The 18,227-nt window shown below is 47.5% G+C and carries 16 protein-coding genes and 1 riboswitch; of the genes, 6 read left to right on the top strand and 10 right to left on the bottom strand.

Annotated elements, in window-relative coordinates:
- Nucleotides 1-293: 293 nt before the first annotated feature.
- The 8 genes from thiH to Xbed_RS16925 form a co-directional block, all read right to left on the bottom strand.
- A complete protein-coding gene (gene thiH / locus Xbed_RS16960; protein WP_086114032.1) occupies nucleotides 294-1,418 on the bottom strand; it encodes a 2-iminoacetate synthase ThiH in 1,125 nt (374 codons plus the stop codon).
- Nucleotides 1,415-2,182, bottom strand: coding sequence for a thiazole synthase (locus Xbed_RS16955; RefSeq protein WP_086114031.1), 768 nt, complete (start codon nucleotides 2,180-2,182; stop codon nucleotides 1,415-1,417). Before Xbed_RS16955 ends, thiH begins: the two co-directional genes overlap by 4 nt.
- A gap of 20 nt (nucleotides 2,183-2,202) precedes the next feature.
- A complete protein-coding gene (thiS, locus tag Xbed_RS16950; RefSeq protein WP_086114030.1) occupies nucleotides 2,203-2,403 on the bottom strand; it encodes a sulfur carrier protein ThiS in 201 nt (66 codons plus the stop codon).
- Nucleotides 2,400-3,209: a HesA/MoeB/ThiF family protein gene (locus Xbed_RS16945; RefSeq protein ID WP_086114029.1), complete on the bottom strand. Its 810-nt coding sequence runs from the start codon at nucleotides 3,207-3,209 to the stop codon at nucleotides 2,400-2,402. The genes thiS and Xbed_RS16945 overlap by 4 nt, the downstream gene beginning before the upstream one ends.
- Nucleotides 3,203-3,928: a thiamine phosphate synthase gene (gene thiE, locus Xbed_RS16940; protein WP_086114035.1), complete on the bottom strand. Its 726-nt coding sequence runs from the start codon at nucleotides 3,926-3,928 to the stop codon at nucleotides 3,203-3,205. Before thiE ends, Xbed_RS16945 begins: the two co-directional genes overlap by 7 nt.
- Nucleotides 3,912-5,966, bottom strand: a complete 2,055-nt coding sequence (gene thiC, locus Xbed_RS16935; RefSeq protein WP_422641373.1) for a phosphomethylpyrimidine synthase ThiC — start codon at nucleotides 5,964-5,966, stop codon at nucleotides 3,912-3,914. Before thiC ends, thiE begins: the two co-directional genes overlap by 17 nt.
- 150 nt (nucleotides 5,967-6,116) lie before the next feature.
- Nucleotides 6,117-6,241: riboswitch (TPP riboswitch) on the bottom strand.
- A 264-nt stretch (nucleotides 6,242-6,505) separates the two neighbouring features.
- On the bottom strand, nucleotides 6,506-8,512 hold the full coding sequence (locus Xbed_RS16930) for a YadA C-terminal domain-containing protein (RefSeq protein ID WP_086114028.1): 2,007 nt from the start codon (nucleotides 8,510-8,512) through the stop codon (nucleotides 6,506-6,508).
- A 22-nt stretch (nucleotides 8,513-8,534) separates the two neighbouring features.
- Nucleotides 8,535-9,476 (bottom strand): hypothetical protein, encoded by a 942-nt coding sequence (locus tag Xbed_RS16925; RefSeq protein WP_086114027.1) that lies wholly within the window; start codon nucleotides 9,474-9,476, stop codon nucleotides 8,535-8,537.
- Between the two features lie 618 nt (nucleotides 9,477-10,094).
- Here Xbed_RS16925 and nudC point away from each other — a divergent pair.
- The 6 genes from nudC (at nucleotide 10,095) to Xbed_RS16895 (ending at nucleotide 14,682) form a co-directional block, all read left to right on the top strand.
- Nucleotides 10,095-10,865 (top strand): NAD(+) diphosphatase, encoded by a 771-nt coding sequence (nudC, locus tag Xbed_RS16920; protein ID WP_086114026.1) that lies wholly within the window; start codon nucleotides 10,095-10,097, stop codon nucleotides 10,863-10,865.
- A gap of 148 nt (nucleotides 10,866-11,013) precedes the next feature.
- Nucleotides 11,014-12,078 (top strand): uroporphyrinogen decarboxylase, encoded by a 1,065-nt coding sequence (hemE, locus tag Xbed_RS16915; protein WP_086114025.1) that lies wholly within the window; start codon nucleotides 11,014-11,016, stop codon nucleotides 12,076-12,078.
- Nucleotides 12,079-12,115: 37 nt separating this feature from the next.
- Nucleotides 12,116-12,793 (top strand): deoxyribonuclease V, encoded by a 678-nt coding sequence (nfi, locus tag Xbed_RS16910; RefSeq protein ID WP_086114024.1) that lies wholly within the window; start codon nucleotides 12,116-12,118, stop codon nucleotides 12,791-12,793.
- A gap of 76 nt (nucleotides 12,794-12,869) precedes the next feature.
- Nucleotides 12,870-13,460, top strand: a complete 591-nt coding sequence (locus tag Xbed_RS16905) for a YjaG family protein (RefSeq protein WP_086114023.1) — start codon at nucleotides 12,870-12,872, stop codon at nucleotides 13,458-13,460.
- Nucleotides 13,461-13,645: 185 nt separating this feature from the next.
- On the top strand, nucleotides 13,646-13,918 hold the full coding sequence (hupA, locus tag Xbed_RS16900; protein WP_086114022.1) for a nucleoid-associated protein HU-alpha: 273 nt from the start codon (nucleotides 13,646-13,648) through the stop codon (nucleotides 13,916-13,918).
- A 50-nt stretch (nucleotides 13,919-13,968) separates the two neighbouring features.
- On the top strand, nucleotides 13,969-14,682 hold the full coding sequence (locus Xbed_RS16895) for a DUF1481 domain-containing protein (RefSeq protein WP_208612264.1): 714 nt from the start codon (nucleotides 13,969-13,971) through the stop codon (nucleotides 14,680-14,682).
- 29 nt (nucleotides 14,683-14,711) lie between these two features.
- Here the strand turns inward: Xbed_RS16895 and purD are convergent, their stop codons facing one another.
- Both purD and purH read right to left on the bottom strand, forming a co-directional pair.
- On the bottom strand, nucleotides 14,712-15,995 hold the full coding sequence (gene purD / locus Xbed_RS16890) for a phosphoribosylamine--glycine ligase (protein ID WP_086114021.1): 1,284 nt from the start codon (nucleotides 15,993-15,995) through the stop codon (nucleotides 14,712-14,714).
- A 46-nt stretch (nucleotides 15,996-16,041) separates the two neighbouring features.
- Nucleotides 16,042-17,631, bottom strand: a complete 1,590-nt coding sequence (gene purH, locus Xbed_RS16885) for a bifunctional phosphoribosylaminoimidazolecarboxamide formyltransferase/IMP cyclohydrolase (RefSeq protein ID WP_086114020.1) — start codon at nucleotides 17,629-17,631, stop codon at nucleotides 16,042-16,044.
- Nucleotides 17,632-18,227 lie beyond the last annotated feature (596 nt).

The following is an 18,227-nucleotide window of genomic DNA, read 5'->3' as shown; positions in this document are numbered from 1 at the left end:
TATCAGGCCATGATTTCGGGTGTGAGAGCCGTGAAATGTATCACAGTTGACTCACGCCTTTTAATATTCCGCCTGTTGCACTTAATATGTTAACTCAGCGATGCATGTACTTTCTCTGCATTGCCAATGACCCGATAGTGTGCATTTTTCTGCTCCTTAAGGGAGTTTTTACCTATTAAGGTTATATTTTTGCACATTATAAGTATTGTCATGATCATAAGTATTGTCATGATCATAAGATGGGATGCTGCGGCTGCAGCATCCCAAATAAAAAGGATCACCTCAAATAAAAGCTATCGCCCTAAATAATTGTCCCAATCTTTCCAAACGGGTTGTAAACCTGATTTGACCAATGCCTCCGCGACCTGAAAAACAGAACGATTATCGTGAGGCGCGAATTGTTCCAGCTCGTGATGCCCATCGGCATAACCGCCCGGCTGGGTTTTTGAACCGGCACTGATGTTGTTGATGGCGAGAGGGACAACGTGATCACGGAAGAACGGTGATTCGCGGGTGGAGAGGGAAAGCTCGACATCAGGTGCCAGCAGGCGGAATGCGCAAATCAGTTGCACCAGTTCGGCTTCATTCATTAAAGAGGCGGGTTGTATGCCGCCGGCACAGGGACGCAGCCGGGGAAAAGAGATGGAGTAACGACTTTTCCAGAACTGTTTTTGCAGGAAAAAGAGATGTTCTGCCACCATATAGCAGTCTGTGCGCCAATGATGTGAGAGTCCAATCAAGGCGCCCAGCCCGATTTTGTCTATTCCCGCTCGCCCAAGGCGTTCCGGTGTTTCTAATCGCCAGTGGAAATCCTGCTTTTTGCCTTTCAGATGATGCAATTGGTAACTGGGTTGATGGTAGGTTTCCTGATAGACCATGACTCCATCCAACCCGAGTGCTTTTAGTTCAGCGTATTCTTCTTGCGCCAGTGGCTGGACTTCCATGGCGACCGAGCTGAAATGGCGGTGGATCAGGGGAAGATAGCGACGAAAATAATCCATGCCAACTTTGTTTTGGTGTTCCCCCGTCACCAGCAAAATATGTTCAAATCCCCGTTTTTTCAGAGCAAGGCATTCCTGTTCGATCTCCTGTTCATTGAGTGTCTTGCGCTTGATGTGATTACTCATGGAGAAACCACAATAAGTGCAGTCGTTGGCGCACAGATTGGAAAGATAGAGGGGGACAAAAAATCCTACTGTATTACCGAAACGCTGGCGCGTGAGTTGCTGTGCGCGTTGGGCGAGCGGTTCAAGATAAGGCAGTGCCGCAGGGGAGAGCAGAGCCATAAAATCATCCAACGTCAGGCGATCGCTATTTAGCGCATGTTCAATGTCCTGTGAGGTTTTACTGTTGATGCGTAGCGTAATGTCATCCCAATCCAATTGTTGCCAGCGCTGGCTAAAGGTGCCGACGGTCATAATACCCCCAGAAAATCGGTCAGCGGGCTGGAAGCCTCCGCCTGCGGTTTCTGACTTGCCACACCCGCTTGATGTGCAAGTTCACCGGCTTCAATGGCGGTTTTGAATGCTTGCGCCATTTTAACCGGATGGCGGGCAACGGCGATGGCGGTATTGACCAGCACGGCATCCGCGCCCATTTCGATGGCGGCCAGTGCCTGGCTCGGTGCCCCGATCCCGGCATCCACCACAACCGGCACGTTGGCTTGTTCGATGATGATTTGCAAAAAATCGCGCGTCAGTAACCCCTTATTCGAGCCAATGGGAGCACCCAATGGCATCACAGCCGCACAGCCGACCTCTTCCAATCGACGGCACAGGACAGGATCAGCACCACAATAGGGTAGAACGATGAATCCCGCTTTCACGAGCTGTTCCGCGCCTTTCAGTGTTTCAATCGGATCGGGCAGCAGGTATTTGACGTCGGGGTGGATCTCTAATTTAATCCAGTGAGTTCCCAAGGCTTCCCGTGCGAGGTGAGCGGCAAATATGGCTTCTTCTGCGGTTTTAGCGCCAGAGGTATTGGGCAGCAGCTTGACGCCCAACTGTTGCAGTGGTGCAAGAATGCCATCGTCATGACCGTGGAGGTCGATACGTTTCATTGCCATGGTTACCAGTTGGCTGCCAGAGGCGCGGATCGCGTCGATCATGATGCCTGCATTGGCAAATTTACCTGTTCCGGTAAATAGGCGGGAGTGGAAGGTTGTATCTGCAATTTTTAACATAGAATTAGCCTCCGGCAATATTAGCCACCAGCAATGGCCTGAAACAGCAAGATATTATCCCCGTCATTAATCTGGTGACTATGCCACTCTGAGCGCGGAATAATGGTTTGATTGATAGCCAAAGCTGTTCCTGATTGAGTGTGTTTTATCTGTTCCAGCCATTGTTGCACTGTCATGGGCGTACTCAGGGTCATGGGTTGATCATTGACGATAATATTCATGCGACTTCTTTCCCTGAGCGTTTTTTATCGCTATCCGTTTTTCGGGTAACCGTTTTTGGGCTGGCGGTGCGACAAATGGGGCAGTGTGATGAACGAGTAAGTTGTAATGTGCTCCAGCTTTGCTGTTTGCCATCAAACAGCCGGAGTTGACCGTCCAGGGGAGACGAAAGACCCGCCAGCATTTTTATGGCCTCCAAGGATTGCAATGTCCCAATCACGCCAACGATCGGGCCTAAGATACCGGCTGTCCGGCAATTGCGGTGAGGCTCTGCCTGATCGGGATAAAGGCAGGCATAGCAACCGTGCTGGTAAGGCGGCGTCAGCACCATCAATTGTCCGCTGAAACCGACGGCACTGCCGCTAATCAGGGGTTTGTTTTCGGCAATGCAGGCTGCGTTGATGGCATGGCGAGTGGCCATGTTATCGCTGCAATCCAGTACCAGATCGACTTGGCTGACTACATTAAGCAAAGACTCGCGATTTTGTCGCTCAGTGAGCGCAGTGATATTGATCTGTGGGTTCAGTTCCGCCAGTCGCTGTGCCGCTAATTGGGCTTTGTTGGCCGGAATATCGGTTGTGCGATAGATAATTTGGCGTTGCAGGTTCGAGACGTGCAATTGATCATCATCTGCCAGATAAAGGTTTCCCACTCCCGCCGCCGCGAGATAGAGCGCCGCCGGTGATCCTAATCCGCCCAAGCCAACAATCAGCACTTGGCTTACCTTTAATTTTTCTTGCCCTGCGGAGCCGATGTCTTCCAGCAGTAATTGGCGGCTGTAACGCATAAATTCTTGATCGTTTAACATAAAAACCCCCGGCCTTGACGTTCAATTGCCCGTTCTTCAAGCAAATCTTGTCCTTCAACCCAATCTTGCCCTTCAACTAAATGAAGTAATCGGGCGGTTGCCTGGCGCCAATCTTTCGCTTTTGTAATGGCACTGACCAGGGCAACACCCCCCACACCGGTTGCTACCACATCCGCTACCCGCTCCAGCGAAATGCCACCAATCGCGACGGTAGGGTATTCCGCTGTGATCTCCACTTGCTGTTTCAGTGCTTCAAGGCCCTGCGGTGATGAGGGCATCTCTTTAGTGGTGGTTGGGAAAATATGCCCCAGTGCGATATAGGAGGGACGCAGGGATTTGGCCCGCGCCAGTTCCTGTTGATCGTGGGTGGAAATGCCCAGGCGCAGTCCTGCTTGCCGGATGGCATCGAGGTCGGCGATAGCGAGATCCTCTTGTCCCAAGTGGACGCCATAGGCTTGATGCTTGATCGCCAGACGCCAGTAGTCATTGATGAACAGACGGGCGTTATATTGATGACCGAGAGCAATGGCGGATTGGATCTCTTTCTCCACCTGTTCTTCGGGCTGGTCTTTGAGGCGCAATTGCAGGGTGCTGACACCCGCTTCCAATAACCGCTCAATCCACGTCAGGGAATCCACAACCGGATAAAGTCCCAATCGGTGCGCGGTGGGGGCGAAAGGCGCTGGTGGATGAGCCAGAGTGTCAGGCTGATTTTTCATGCGCTGGCTGTTCATCATGAATCCTCTCCTCTGCACTGTGATAAAGTTCGCTGCCATGAGAACGGAATGTTTCTGACATCTGCTCCATACCCGCTGCCTGTTCCAGTTTGGCTGCGTAGTCGCGCACGTCCTGCGTAATTTTCATTGAGCAGAACTTTGGTCCACACATGGAACAGAAGTGGGCCACTTTGCCTGATTCCTGCGGTAAGGTTTCATCGTGATAGGCGCGGGCGGTGTCAGGATCCAGCGCCAGATTGAATTGATCTTCCCAACGGAATTCAAAACGTGCTTTCGACATGGCATTGTCACGGATTTGAGCACCCGGATGGCCTTTGGCAAGATCCGCCGCATGGGCCGCAATTTTGTAAGTAATCAGACCTTGTTTCACATCGTCTTTATTGGGCAAACCGAGATGCTCTTTTGGCGTGACATAACAGAGCATGGCACAGCCAAACCAGCCAATCATGGCGGCTCCGATGCCGGAGGTGAAATGGTCATAACCCGGGGCGATATCTGTCGTCAGAGGCCCTAAAGTATAAAATGGCGCTTCGTGGCAATGTTCCAGTTCTTCTGTCATATTGCGGCGGATGAGTTGCATTGGGATATGCCCCGGCCCTTCGATCATGACCTGAACATCGTACTCCCATGCGATTTTGGTCAATTCGCCAAGGGTATGCAGTTCTGAGAATTGGGCTTCGTCATTGGCATCCTGAATGGAACCGGGACGCAATCCATCCCCCAAAGAAAGGGAGACGTCATAGGCGGCGCAAATCTTGCAGATTTCCCGGAAATGGGTGTAGAGGAAATTTTCCTGATGATGGGAAAGGCACCATTTCGCCATAATGGAGCCGCCACGGGAAACGATGCCTGTCAGCCGCTTGGCGGTCATCGGCACGTAACGCAGCAGTACCCCCGCATGAATAGTGAAATAATCCACGCCTTGTTCAGCCTGTTCCAGCAAGGTATCGCGGAATATTTCCCATGTCAGGTTTTCCGCGATGCCGTTGACCTTTTCCAGTGCCTGATAAATCGGTACGGTTCCAATGGGAACGGGGCTATTTCTCAGTATCCATTCGCGGGTTTCGTGAATGTAGCGCCCGGTGGAGAGATCCATCACCGTATCTGCCCCCCAGCGGGTAGACCAAATCAGTTTTTCCACCTCTTCTTCAATGGATGATGTGACGGAGGAGTTACCGATATTGGCATTCACTTTTACCAGAAAATTGCGCCCAATAATCATGGGCTCAGATTCGGGATGGTTAATGTTGGCGGGAATAATCGCACGACCGGCCGCCACTTCTTGGCGGACAAATTCTGGCGTGATGTTTTCCGGTAAATTCGCCCCGAAATTTTGCCCTGCATGTTGCTGATGCAAGACTTCACTGCGAATGCGCTCGCGACCCATATTTTCGCGCAGGGCGATAAATTCCATTTCTGGCGTGATGATCCCTTGACGCGCATAGTGCAATTGGGTGACACACTGACCCGGTCTGGCTTTCCGGGGATGTGGGCGACGGTGAAAGCGCAGGTGCTCCAATCCGGCATCAGCAAGGCGTTGCTGGGTAAAATCTGAACTGAGAACGGAAACCGGTTCGGTATCATGGCGTTCATCAATCCATGGTTGACGGATCTTGCATAATCCCATCTGCACATCCAGTACAGAAGCCGGATCGCCATAAGGACCTGATGTGTCATAAACGGGAACGGGTTCGTTTTCCTCAAATTGTGGGTTTTCTTTTGTGCCACCGATTAATGTTGAGGAAAGTTGGATCTCACGCATCGGAACCTGAATATCCTGACGTGAACCTTCAAGGTAAATACGCTTTGAGTTGGGAAAAGTCACTCCCTGAATGGAATTGATAAACGCGTGTGCCGCATCCCGCTGAGCCTTACGTGGCCTTGCTGGAGGTGCTTTTGGCGAGATATCAGCCGTTGGGATAATGGTGTTTGAAATAGCGGTATTTGAAATAACAGTATTTGAAATAACAGTACTTGAAATAACAGTATTTGAAATAAAAGTATCGTTGGACTTAGACATAGCAAATTCCTGACTGTGTTATCGCCCATCTCATTGCTGATCAGGCTTAAGTTGAGAAAATTGCTTGTCTGGAGCTCGCAGGGAGTAATGGTTGATGCTGCCGGATATGTGTACACCTTATTTTCATCGAGGTGCGTTGATACTGACAGCGGGGTGATTACTCTTGTTCCCTTCGCGGGTATTAGCCCGATCAGGTTCTGCGGATCCCGAATAAACGGTCTCAGCCTGTGTCCATCGTGATACACGTTGAACGCTAGGCACTCCGACAAGAAAAAACACCCAGAGTATAAAGGGGATTGTGAAAACTACAACCTAAACTTAAGGCTTAGGATTTATACCCAAAATAATTCGAGTTGCATCGCGGCGGCAAGGGAGCGACAAATTCGTCGGGAACGAATTTGCCCAGCCAAAGGCTGGCCTCCGGTGAGAGGCAGGAGCCTCTCAGTCATCCCCGGGAGCATAGCTAACTATGTGACCGGGGTGAGTGAGTGCAGCCAACAAAGAGGCAACTTGAAGTATGACGGGTATAGGCGTTGAAATTAAAATCCAATCGCAACCCCTGAGTTAATCCCCGTACCGCTTTGGGTGTCATAAGTCATGGCCACTTTTATCTGGACATGTGGGCTTACAGTAAAAATCGAACCCACAGCGCCTGCGGCTTGATCCCGGTATGAAGCGATGCCGATGCCCACAGAGAGTTTGTTGCCCCCTTTTTGTGGAATGGTGGCGGTTGCCATGGCCGCAGAAATACCCGCGTTGATTTTTTTCTGTTGTTTATCAACGTAGTGGCTCATTTGATCAAAGCGGGAGCGGCTATAGTCTTTTGCCATTTTGTCAAACAAGGTTTGGTATTTTGTCGTTTGGGTATCGGTGTAGTGCATGGATTGTTGGGTGATTTGCTGGAATCGTTCCTTGGCATCCTCTTTCATGGGCAGCAGAATATTATTGGTACGCTGGTTGGCTTGTGCCTGTAAGGTATCTGCTTTAGTTCTGATATCTTTGGAAAGTCCTGTCATACCCGCTTCGGTGTGGGTTTTTGACTGCTTTAAGGTATCGTTGAGGTTATCGTTTAGCTGTTTGACATTGACGATATGATTATCCTCCGTACCGGCTTTGACCCCCGTTATCTGGCGGTGACTGATGTTCAATTCATCTGCGCGTGTCGCGATTGAGCCTGCGCCGAAAGCGATCCCTCCGTGGGTACTGGATGAGCCCATCCCGATAGCGAGGGTATTGTCACCCTCCGCGTTGCCGCCAATCGCGATAACGTGATCGCCAGCGGCTCCCCCGGCATTTAATGCCACTGCGTTTTTTAAGGAGATGTTCGTGGTTGCCGCTGATGTATTGTGTCCGAGGACAACACTGGCATTGATTTCAGCCACATTCGCACCCAGACCCGCATTCCCGCTTCCTCCCAAGATACTTTGATTTGAGGTGACTTGGGCTAGAGGCTGATTTTGGTCATCTTTGAGCAATTTATTGCCGTGAATAACATAGTTATCGTTACCATTAATGTCAGAATCGGTGGTGTGATCCAATGTGTTATTTGAGCCTGATAGCTTATTTTTAGCTGAGTCAATGAGGGTGTTGTTATCATGAATTATGGTATTTTCTTGGGCATTGGTGAAATGGTTCCCATTACCCTTGATATCATTCTCTTGGGAATCAATGAGATTGTTTTGATCACCGTTGATTTCATTTTTGTCGGAGCGGGTTAATTGATTATTATTGCCCTTGATGTTTTTATTATCGTTGGAGCTGGAGAGTCTATTTTTGTCTCCACTGATACTTTGGTTTCGATGGGATTGGGTTAACTGGGTGCCATCGCCATCAATGTTATTTTCATCAGAGTCGGTTAAATGGTTTTGATTGCCATTGATCTTATTTTTATTGGAACGGGTTAATTCATTACTATTTCCCTTGATATTTTTATTATCGCTGGAGTTGGATAGTGTGTTTCTGTCTCCACTGATACTTTGGTTTCGATGGGATTGCGTTAATTGGGTGTTATTGCCATCAATGCTGTTTGCTTCAGCGTCGGTTAAATGGTTTTGATTGCCATTGATCTCATTTTTATTGGCGCGGGTTAATTCATTGCTATTACCCTTGATGATTTTATTATGGTTTGAGGCATTTAATGTGGTGTTACTACCCTGAATTTCATTATTGCCAGAGCTGTCCAGGTTATTATTGCTGGCATAGATGAAATTATTATTACTATTATTTAGTGTGTTATTGCTTGTAGGGAAGAGCCAAAGGTTTTGTTGAATATCAAAATAAATACCCTGTTTCTTGCCAAGGATGTTGCCCATTGAGTTGGTTAAATCGTAGCCAATGGCGAAGAGAGTGTTGTTTTTGGAATATGCATCTATAATATTCCTAAGTTTTGGATTTACTGGAAGTTTATCGTGGATATTACCTTGTGCATCTTGAAAAAATTCTAATGTATGGCCTTTATCCGTTATGGAGTCAACAACGGTATCCGCGTGACTTTCAAGTGTCGTCATAGCGGTAATAATCAAGACAGACAAATAACGCATTTTCATTGTTTTTTGTTCCTTACCTGTATTAATTCGCACCGAATGCCAGACCTGCTGCTACGCCAACGCCACCTAACGTATCAATGGTCGCATTAAAACGGGTCACGGTTCTGGTTGATGTATTCCATTCAGCGCCAACGGCTAAAGCTCCTTGACCCCGGAAAGCACTGACGGCGATACCCGCTGACTTTTCATAGCCAAATTTCTGTGGAATGGCTGACATCGCCATTGCACCACTAATGCCGGCATTGGCACGGTTATAATTGTGCGTCAGTTTGTTATTGAGTTGGTTGTAGCGAGTATCGGTGTAATCTTTGGCTTTTTTCAGTGATTCATTAAAAGCCTGAGATACCGTCTTATCAGTGTAAAGAGTCGTTTCATGAAGGGTACTTTTTTCCCGCTCACTGACGTATTCTTTGACATTGTTTGCCGTTTCGTCTGTATGGTCTTTGACGTTTTTTTCCGTGGTATTTAAATGAATGTGGAGTGATTCACCTAATTCCCCCATCACTTTATCACTGTGTTTGTTGGCACTTTCCAGGGTATTTTTGGCTGTTTGGTTGAGTTGTCCGACGTTGGCGGCATCAGTGTCATCTTTTCCATCTTTAATGCCCGTTATTTGCCGATGACCAATGTTCATTTCATCGGCGCGCTCTGCCCTGGAGCCAGAACCCAGGGCAAGTCCGCCATTTTTAGATTCTCCCCCGGCAACAGCCAAGCCATCTCCATCACTGACAGTACCGGAACCAATGATAATGCCTTTATCTGAATTGATCAGTTTACCGTTATGACCAATGACGGTGCCTTGGGTTGCATTACCTAAGTCATTGTTGGCACCGATGGCAATGGATTGATCGGCAACATTTTTATTCTTATTTGTGGTGTCACCAGAATTCAGATTAATCTCTGCGAAAGCGGGAGATATTGACAGGACGGCACTCATCACAACCGCTAAAATAGATTTAGTCATTACTCAAAATATCCTCTATGAACATGGGTATTAATGAAATGGCGACGGTTCACCTCATGCGGCAACATGAGGTGAACAATTCCAATTCGTCAGTGAAATGATTCAAGAAGTGCGTTTATTTCTGCATTATTTCTTGAATAACTATTTCTGAGGTGACTAATAGTATGCGTTGTTTTTTGGATGGAAATAAGCGGGCGTGAGTTTAAGAATAGTCTTATGTCTTTATGAAAGGATAATTTACTTTTTTCAGTTTATGGGAAATGTCTTTAATATGGTTTTTATTGTATTTTCAATCAATATCATCTTGAGCTAAGTTAGTTTTATTTCGGTATAATGAAAATTATATAATGAATTTCGCGCCATTGATTAGTAAACAAAATAACCGGTTATTTAGAAGTACAGTTAATAAATCAGTTTTCATCATAGTGACACACTGAAATTCCGAAGATTCCTTACTCTCCGCCCTGCAGGGAATAAGGAAGTATCCTACCGTGTTGAAATTTCATTTATAACAAGATTAAAGACGAAAGAAGATAAAAAGGGGTATGCTTGGTTTGTGTTGATTTCGGGCAACATATTGTGGCAACAGACATATAACCCATGATGGAACGGATACAGATGATGCAACAAAAGCTAATAGGTATAGAACAGGGCTGGTGGATTATCAGTCTTGAGAATCAAGTTTGGCTACCAGAGGGAGAATTACCATCAGGAACGGCCAATCAGTGGGCATTGCAAGGCCATATGGCGCAACCGATCGGCGAGTGGCTGGGGGAAACGGTTTGGTTGATCCGCCATAAAATGACTTCAGATATGTCTTCTCCTCGTTTAATTGCCGCGCAGGATGCCAAGTTATTTCAGATGGTGGGACGTGGCGTGCAATTGGCTGAATTTTATCGCTCCCATCATTATTGTGGCTACTGTGGTCATGAAATGCAGCATAGTCAGCATGAATGGGCCTGTCTGTGCGGTCATTGCAAAGAGCGTTACTATCCACAAATTGCGCCCAGTATTATCGTCGGCATTCGCCGTGATGATCATATTTTGTTGGCACAACACCAGCGTCACCGTCATGGTATCCATACTGTGCTTGCCGGGTTTGTCGAAGTGGGTGAAACGCTGGAAGAAGCCGTTCACCGCGAAGTGATGGAAGAGAGTGGTGTTAAGATCCGTAACCTGCGTTATGTCGCTTCCCAGCCGTGGCCTTTTCCGAATTCATTGATGACAGGATTTCTGGCCGATTATGAGAGTGGTGAAATCAAGCCTGATCCTGTCGAACTTATCAGTGCAGATTGGTATCGTTACGATAAACTCCCTTTGATTCCGCCTCCTGATACCATTGCCCGCCGTTTGATCGAAGATACGGTGGCGCTATGTCGTCATCAATAATGCCATTGATAACTTAATGATGGGCGAGTCCGTCTCGTTATTGGAGGTTAGGCCAGAAGTTCAATTTCTGGCATGTTACAATGGCAAGACATTGTAGCGAAAAAAGTACTGTAAAAGTGCTGTGGCCAATTAATCAAGGGAGCTTGTCATGAATGCGTTGAAAAACGACCGCTATCTGCGTGCCTTATTACGTCAGCCTGTCGATATCACACCAGTATGGATGATGCGTCAGGCCGGTCGATATTTGCCTGAATATAAAGCTACACGTCAGGAGGCGGGAGATTTCATCTCGTTATGCAAAAATACCGAATTGGCTTGTGAAGTCACGCTGCAACCTTTGCGCCGTTTTCCACTGGATGCGGCGATCCTGTTCTCTGATATCCTGACGATTCCCGATGCCATGGGGCTGGGGCTTTATTTCGAAGCCGGTGAAGGTCCACGTTTTCACTCCCCGATTATGAATCATGCCGATGTGGAAAAACTGCCTGTCCCCGACCCGGAAATGGAACTGGGCTATGTGATGGATGCGGTGCGTGCGATCCGCAAGGCGTTGGCTGGGCAAGTTCCGCTCATTGGCTTTTCCGGCAGTCCGTGGACACTGGCAACGTATATGGTCGAAAGCGGAAGCAGTAAAGCGTTTACTAAGATTAAAGCCATGATGTATGCCGAGCCTGCCACCTTGCATTTGTTACTGGATAAATTGGCAAACAGCGTTATTCTATATTTGAACGCGCAAATAAGGGCTGGCGCTCAATCTGTCATGATTTTTGATACTTGGGGTGGGGTTTTGTCTCATCGCGATTATTTGCAATTCTCCCTACACTATATGCACAAAATTGTTGCTGGCTTGATCCGCGAACATGACGGCCGTCGCGTGCCTGTGACCCTGTTCACCAAAGGGGGAGGGCAATGGCTTGAAGCGATGGCGGCAACGGGGTGTGATGCACTGGGTTTGGATTGGACAACGAATATCTCTGATGCCCGCCGTCGTGTTGGGGATAAGGTCGCATTGCAGGGCAATATGGACCCCTCCATGCTGTATGCTCAACCCGCACGGATTGAAGAAGAGGTTTCGACAATTTTGCAAGATTTTGGCGCCGGCAGTGGGCATGTCTTCAATCTGGGGCATGGCATCCATCAAGATGTTCCACCAGAACATGCCGGCGCATTTGTTGAAGCAGTACACCGGCTTTCAGCACCATATCATCAATAACGTTTATCATCACTAACCCTATATCATCACTAACTTTATGATTGATACAAAAGCACTACGTCAGGAGCAGACAGAGAAATCACGGCAGGTTATCCGCCATGATGTTTTTTCATCCTCTTTTACGCCAGAATTTATTGCGGGTGCTGATGTTGGATTTGAAGAAAGCGGTGCGGTAACCCGTGCCGCGATCGCGATTTTGCAGTATCCCTCGCTAGAATTAGTCGAATATCAAATCGCCAGAGTGGATACCGTACTTCCCTATATTCCTGGTTTACTCTCATTTCGTGAATACCCTGCACTCATGGCCGCATGGCAAAAGTTAAGCCTGCGGCCTGATTTGGTCATGGTAGATGGTCAGGGTATTGCCCATCCCCGGCGTTTTGGCATTGCCAGTCATTTTGGATTATTGACCGATGTTCCAACCATTGGTGTGGCAAAAAGCCGTTTGTGTGGTGAACATGCGCCCGTAGGAGACCTTCCGGGAAGTCGCCAGCCATTGATGGATCACGGTGAACAAATCGGGGTGGTATTGCAAAGCAAGAAAAGATGTAACCCACTCTATATTTCCATCGGACATAAGGTCAGTATTGAGAGTGCGATCTTTTGGGTTGAGCATTGTATGAGGGGATATAGACTGCCTGAACCGACCCGTTGGGCGGATGGGATCGCCTCAAATAGGCCATTTTTTAAGCGAACAATGCAGAAAAATCTATAATTGCGGCGGAAATGTGTGGATATTCTTGATTTTCAGGTAAACTTCGACGCAAATTAGGCATCATGAGTAACGACCTATGTTAAGAAACCCGATCCACCTGAGGTTGGAGAAACTTGAAAGTTGGCAACATTTGACATTTATGGCTAGTCTATGTGAGCGAATGTATCCAAATTATCAGGTGTTTTGTCGCCAAAGCGGTTTTGTTGACCCTGCACAGTATCGCCGTATTTTGGATTTAGTGTGGGAAATATTGGTCGTTAAAGATGCAAAAGTGAATTTTGATAGTCAGCTGGAAAAATTGGAAGCCATTATCCCATCATCAGAAGATTATGATATTTATGGTGTGTATCCAGCGATTGATGCGTGCATTGCATTGAGTGAAGCCATTCATTCCCGTCTGAGTGGTTCGACGTTAGAACATGCAATCGCCGTCAGCGAAATATCCATCCGCACCGTTGCCATGCTGGAAATGACGCAGGCCGGCAAGGAAATGACCGAGGATGAGTTAAAAGTATTACCTGCCATTGAGGAAGAGTGGGATATTCAATGGGAGATTTACCGTTTATTGGCGAATTGCGAAGAACGGGACATCGAATTAGTTAAAGGATTAAAGGCTGATCTCCGTGATGCGGGGATGAGCAATATCGGCATAAATTTGGAGCAGTAGCACATAAAACGTGACTTAGTGCTTGATTTGCCGTATTTAAAGGCTTCACATTTGCCCTCACTCTGTTCTACATTGGGGGGTGAAAAGAAGTGGCTATCGGTGCGTGTATGCAGGGGTGCTGTCAAATCGGCATATCCGTCGCACTCGATGCTTTGCAAACGATAAACACACTGTAAGGATAATCTATGAATAAGACCGAATTAGTTGATGCAATTGCAGCAGGCGCAGACCTGACTAAAACTCAGGCTAAAGCTGCTCTGGAATCAACCTTGAATGCAATCACTGAATCCCTGAAAAGTGGTGATGCAGTGCAGTTGGTAGGCTTTGGTACTTTCAAAGTTAACCACCGTGCGGAACGTACTGGCCGTAACCCACAGACCGGTAAAGAAATCAAAATTGCAGCAGCAAACGTACCTGCTTTCTCCGCTGGTAAGGCACTGAAAGACGCAGTTAAGTAATTGCATTGCGAAATAAAATAAGAGGGGGGAATTTAAAGCCCCTTTTGTTGATTCTACAGGGGCTGTTAGCATTAGGGATTGTCTCTTTGCTCAGCGCCTGTTCGATTCAATCAAGTACACCACTTTTCAGCGCCAGTGGTTTTGTAACCGATGGGGGGGTTATTCGGTTATGGCGTTTGAATGACCAAAATAGCCAACCTCAGGTTATCATGAGCGTTTACAGTCCATACCGTAATGAAAATACGGTTGTCACTTTTTACGAATATCGTCACGGTCATTTGTGGCAAATTCGTCGCAATGTGCTCGATAATCCTCCAATCGCGGAAACGCTACGCATCGATCAAAATAACTCGATCATTTTTAATCTGCGGCAATTAACCAAAAGCAATGAATCCCTTTCCGATGATGATGTGACTCGTCTGCGTTTTGATGCCAAACAGATAGAGGAAACCAGTGACGCCTTAATTGCGGGAAAAATTGAGCTATTACAGGGGCATTGGCAGGAGGGTGACGTGACGACCTGCGCCGGAAAACAATTTGTTGGAAAACCATTTGTCGGAAAACAATTTGTTGAAAAACCATTTGTCGGAAAACAATGGCTTGTTGGGTTTGAGCCTCATGATCAGAGATGGCTTAAGGAAAGGCAAAGCAACAGTTCTGGCCCATTGACCATTGCGTGGCTGGATTCGCCAGAAGGAAAACAGTTGTTATTGGTTGCCAATGAGGATTTTTGTCGCTGGGAACCGACGAAAGATAAGCTGTAATTCTGCTACTTCCGTCGGCTTGGATTGGCTTATTTCAAACGGTCAATGGCCCGGTAGCCGATATCTTTACGGTAAAAGCACCCTTCCCAGTCAATTTTCTCTGCTCGCAGGTAAGCCTTCTTCTGTGCATCTGCAATATCGCGGCCTAAGGCCGTCACACATAAAACACGTCCGCCCGCAGTGATAACATTTTTATCCTTAATCGCGGTTCCTGCATGAAAAACCTTTTCATCAGCATTGGTTTCCTGCACTAATCCGCGGATAACGTCACCTTTGGCATAACTGGCCGGATAGCCTCCTGCAGCCAGAACGACACCCAACGCAGGACGGGGGTCCCATGTGGATGCTTTTCCGCTTAACTGGCCTTTCGCCCCGGCAAGACACAGTTCGACTAAATCAGAATTTAACCGCATCATAATAGGCTGGGTTTCAGGATCGCCAAAGCGGCAGTTAAATTCGATCACCTTTGGCTCTCCTTGCTGATCAATGATCAAACCTGCATAGAGAAAACCCACGTAGGTATGGCCTTCGGAGGCCATTCCCTTAACCGTAGGGTAAATGATTTTTTCCATAACACGTTGGTGGATCTCGTCCGTTACCACGGGCGCAGGCGAGTAAGCCCCCATCCCCCCGGTATTTGGCCCGGTATCACCGTCACCTACACGTTTGTGATCCTGGCTGGTTGCCATGGGCACCACATTTTTGCCATCTACCATGACAATAAAACTGGCTTCTTCTCCATCCAGGAATTCTTCAATAACAATACGATGGCCTGCATCACCGAACACATTACCTGCCAACATATCTTTGACGGCACTTTGTGCTTCTTCCATCGTCATGGCAACGACAACACCTTTACCCGCAGCCAGCCCATCGGCTTTAATGACGATCGGCGTTCCCATTTTTTCTAAATAGGCCAGAGCGGACTCAACTTCTGTGAAATTCTGATAGGTTGCGGTGGGGATATGATGACGATAGAGAAAATCCTTGGTGAAGGCTTTGGAACCTTCCAATTGCGCCGCTGCTTTTGTCGGACCGAAAATGGTTAACCCTGCCTGCTGGAAAGCATCAACCACGCCGATAACCAGTGGAGCTTCAGGGCCTACGATGGTCAGGTCGATCTTATGGCTTTGGGCAAACGCAAGTAATCCCTCAATATCTGTCGCGGCAATGTCGATATTTTCCAGATTCGTTTCCAACGCAGTACCCGCGTTACCCGGTGCGACATAGACCCTATTTGCCAAAGGTGACTGTGCCGCTTTCCAAGCGAGTGCGTGCTCTCTTCCACCACTGCCAATAACCAATATGTTCATCTGAATTCTCTCATATTAAGGTGAAGATTTATTAAGGCGAAGATCGTTAATGGCGGAAATGACGCATGCCAGTGAAAATCATGGCGATACCGTGTTCATCGGCAGCGGCAATGACTTCATCATCACGGATAGAACCTCCCGGCTGGATAACACAGCTTACTCCCACTGCAGCGGCAGCATCAATACCGTCACGGAATGGGAAAAAGGCATCTGAAGCCATGGCGCAACCTTGCACTTCCAAGCCTTCATCTGCTGCTTTAATCCCTGCGATTTTGGCAGAGTAAACCCGGCTCATCTGCCCGGCACCGATGCCGATGGTCATATTATTCTTGGCATAAACGATAGCGTTGGATTTGACGAATTTGGCGACTTTCCAGCAAAACAGGGCATCCTGCATCTCTTGCTCTGTTGGCTGGCGTTTGGATACAACAACCAGATCACGCTCTGTCACCATGCCTAAATCGCGATCTTGTACCAGTAAGCCACCGTTGACCCGTTTGAAATCTAAACTGGCAGCAGGAGAAGGCCATTCACCGCACACCAAAGCCCGGACATTTTGTTTTGTTGCCAGAATGGGCAGAGCGGCTTCATTAATAGAAGGGGCGATAATGACTTCGACAAACTGGCGTTCAATAATGGCTTGGGCGGTGTTGGCATCCAGTTCACGGTTAAATGCAATGATGCCCCCGAACGCGGAGGTAGGATCGGTCTTGAATGCGCGATCATAAGCCGCATTGATATCCGTGCCAATGGCTACACCACAAGGATTGGCATGTTTGACGATGACACAAGCGGGCTCAGAGAATGCTTTCACACATTCCAGAGCGGCATCGGTATCAGCGATATTATTGTAGGAGAGCGCTTTGCCTTGCAATTGTGTCGCCGTGGCGACAGAGGCTTCTGTAATTTTCTCTTCTATATAGAAGGCGGCATTTTGGTGACTGTTTTCACCGTAACGCATATCTTGCTTCTTAATGAAGTTCAGATTCAGGGTGCGAGGAAAACGACCGGATGGCTGCGTTATATCGCCGTGATAAGCAGGAACCAGTTTGCCAAAGTAATTGGCAATCATGCTGTCATACCCTGCCGTATGCTCAAAGGCTTTAATGGCTAAATCAAAACGCGTGGATTGTGTCAGGGAATTTTGATGGTTATCCATCTCTTCAATGATTTTGCCGTAATCCTGACTGTTAACAACAATCGCAACATCTTTATGGTTCTTAGCCGCCGAGCGAACCATCGTCGGGCCACCGATATCAATGTTCTCTACGGCATCTTCCAGAGAACAATCTGGTTTTGCCACGGTTTGGGCAAAGGGATAAAGATTAACGACGACCATATCAATCGGCGCAATCTGATGTTTTGCCATCACGTCATCATCCTGTCCACGCCGGCCCAGAATGCCGCCATGAACTTTGGGATGAAGTGTCTTGACCCGTCCGTCCATCATTTCGGGGAAGCCTGTGTAATCCGAAACTTCAGTGACATTTAGCCCGGCTTCATCCAGGAGACGAGCGGTGCCTCCCGTTGAAAGCAGTTCGACACCGCGACTGGATAAGGCTTTGGCAAATTCAATAATCCCCGCTTTGTCAGAAACACTCAGCAGGGCACGACGGATTGGACGAAGCTGTTGCATTGGTGTGATCCCTTGGATTGCATAAAACAAGAATGTGTTATTGAGAAAAAACCATTGGTTGAGAGAAAAAATAGCTTCTGCAATAACATTTCAAAACAACTTAAAAAAATCATGTGGCGATTTTTACTTCGCAGATTGTAACGAAAACGTTTGCGTGATGCTCGACAAATTTTATCAAAATACCTGTCTGTGGATAAATTTGTGTGTAAATGGGTATAAGTTGGCGTTTTGCTGTGGAATGCAGCAAACGATAATTTTTTCGTAAAAAAACTATTGTCAGGCGCGGAAAACTCCCTATAATGCGCCACCACTGACCGACGCTGAGCTGCAACATGCCGCGAAGGACAGGGGAAGGAAAGCGAAAATAAACGCTTGACTCCGGAGGCGAAAAGCGTAAGATACGCAGCCTCGCAACCCGGAAGATACTTCCCGGTTGCCAACGCTCTTTAACAAATTAATCAGACAATCTGTGTGGGCACTCGCAAGACCCTATCTAACGCCGAAAGGCGAAAAAGATTAAACAAGTCTTGAAGAGTGACTAAAACAGTTAATTCATTACGAACTAACAGTAAACAATTCTTTGAGCATCAAACCTT

Origin of the sequence: Xenorhabdus beddingii (genome assembly GCF_002127545.1) — a bacterium.
Taxonomy (GTDB): domain Bacteria; phylum Pseudomonadota; class Gammaproteobacteria; order Enterobacterales; family Enterobacteriaceae; genus Xenorhabdus; species Xenorhabdus beddingii.
The sequence above is the reverse complement of the archived record's forward strand: the minus strand, read 5'-3'. Positions and strand labels throughout refer to the sequence as shown.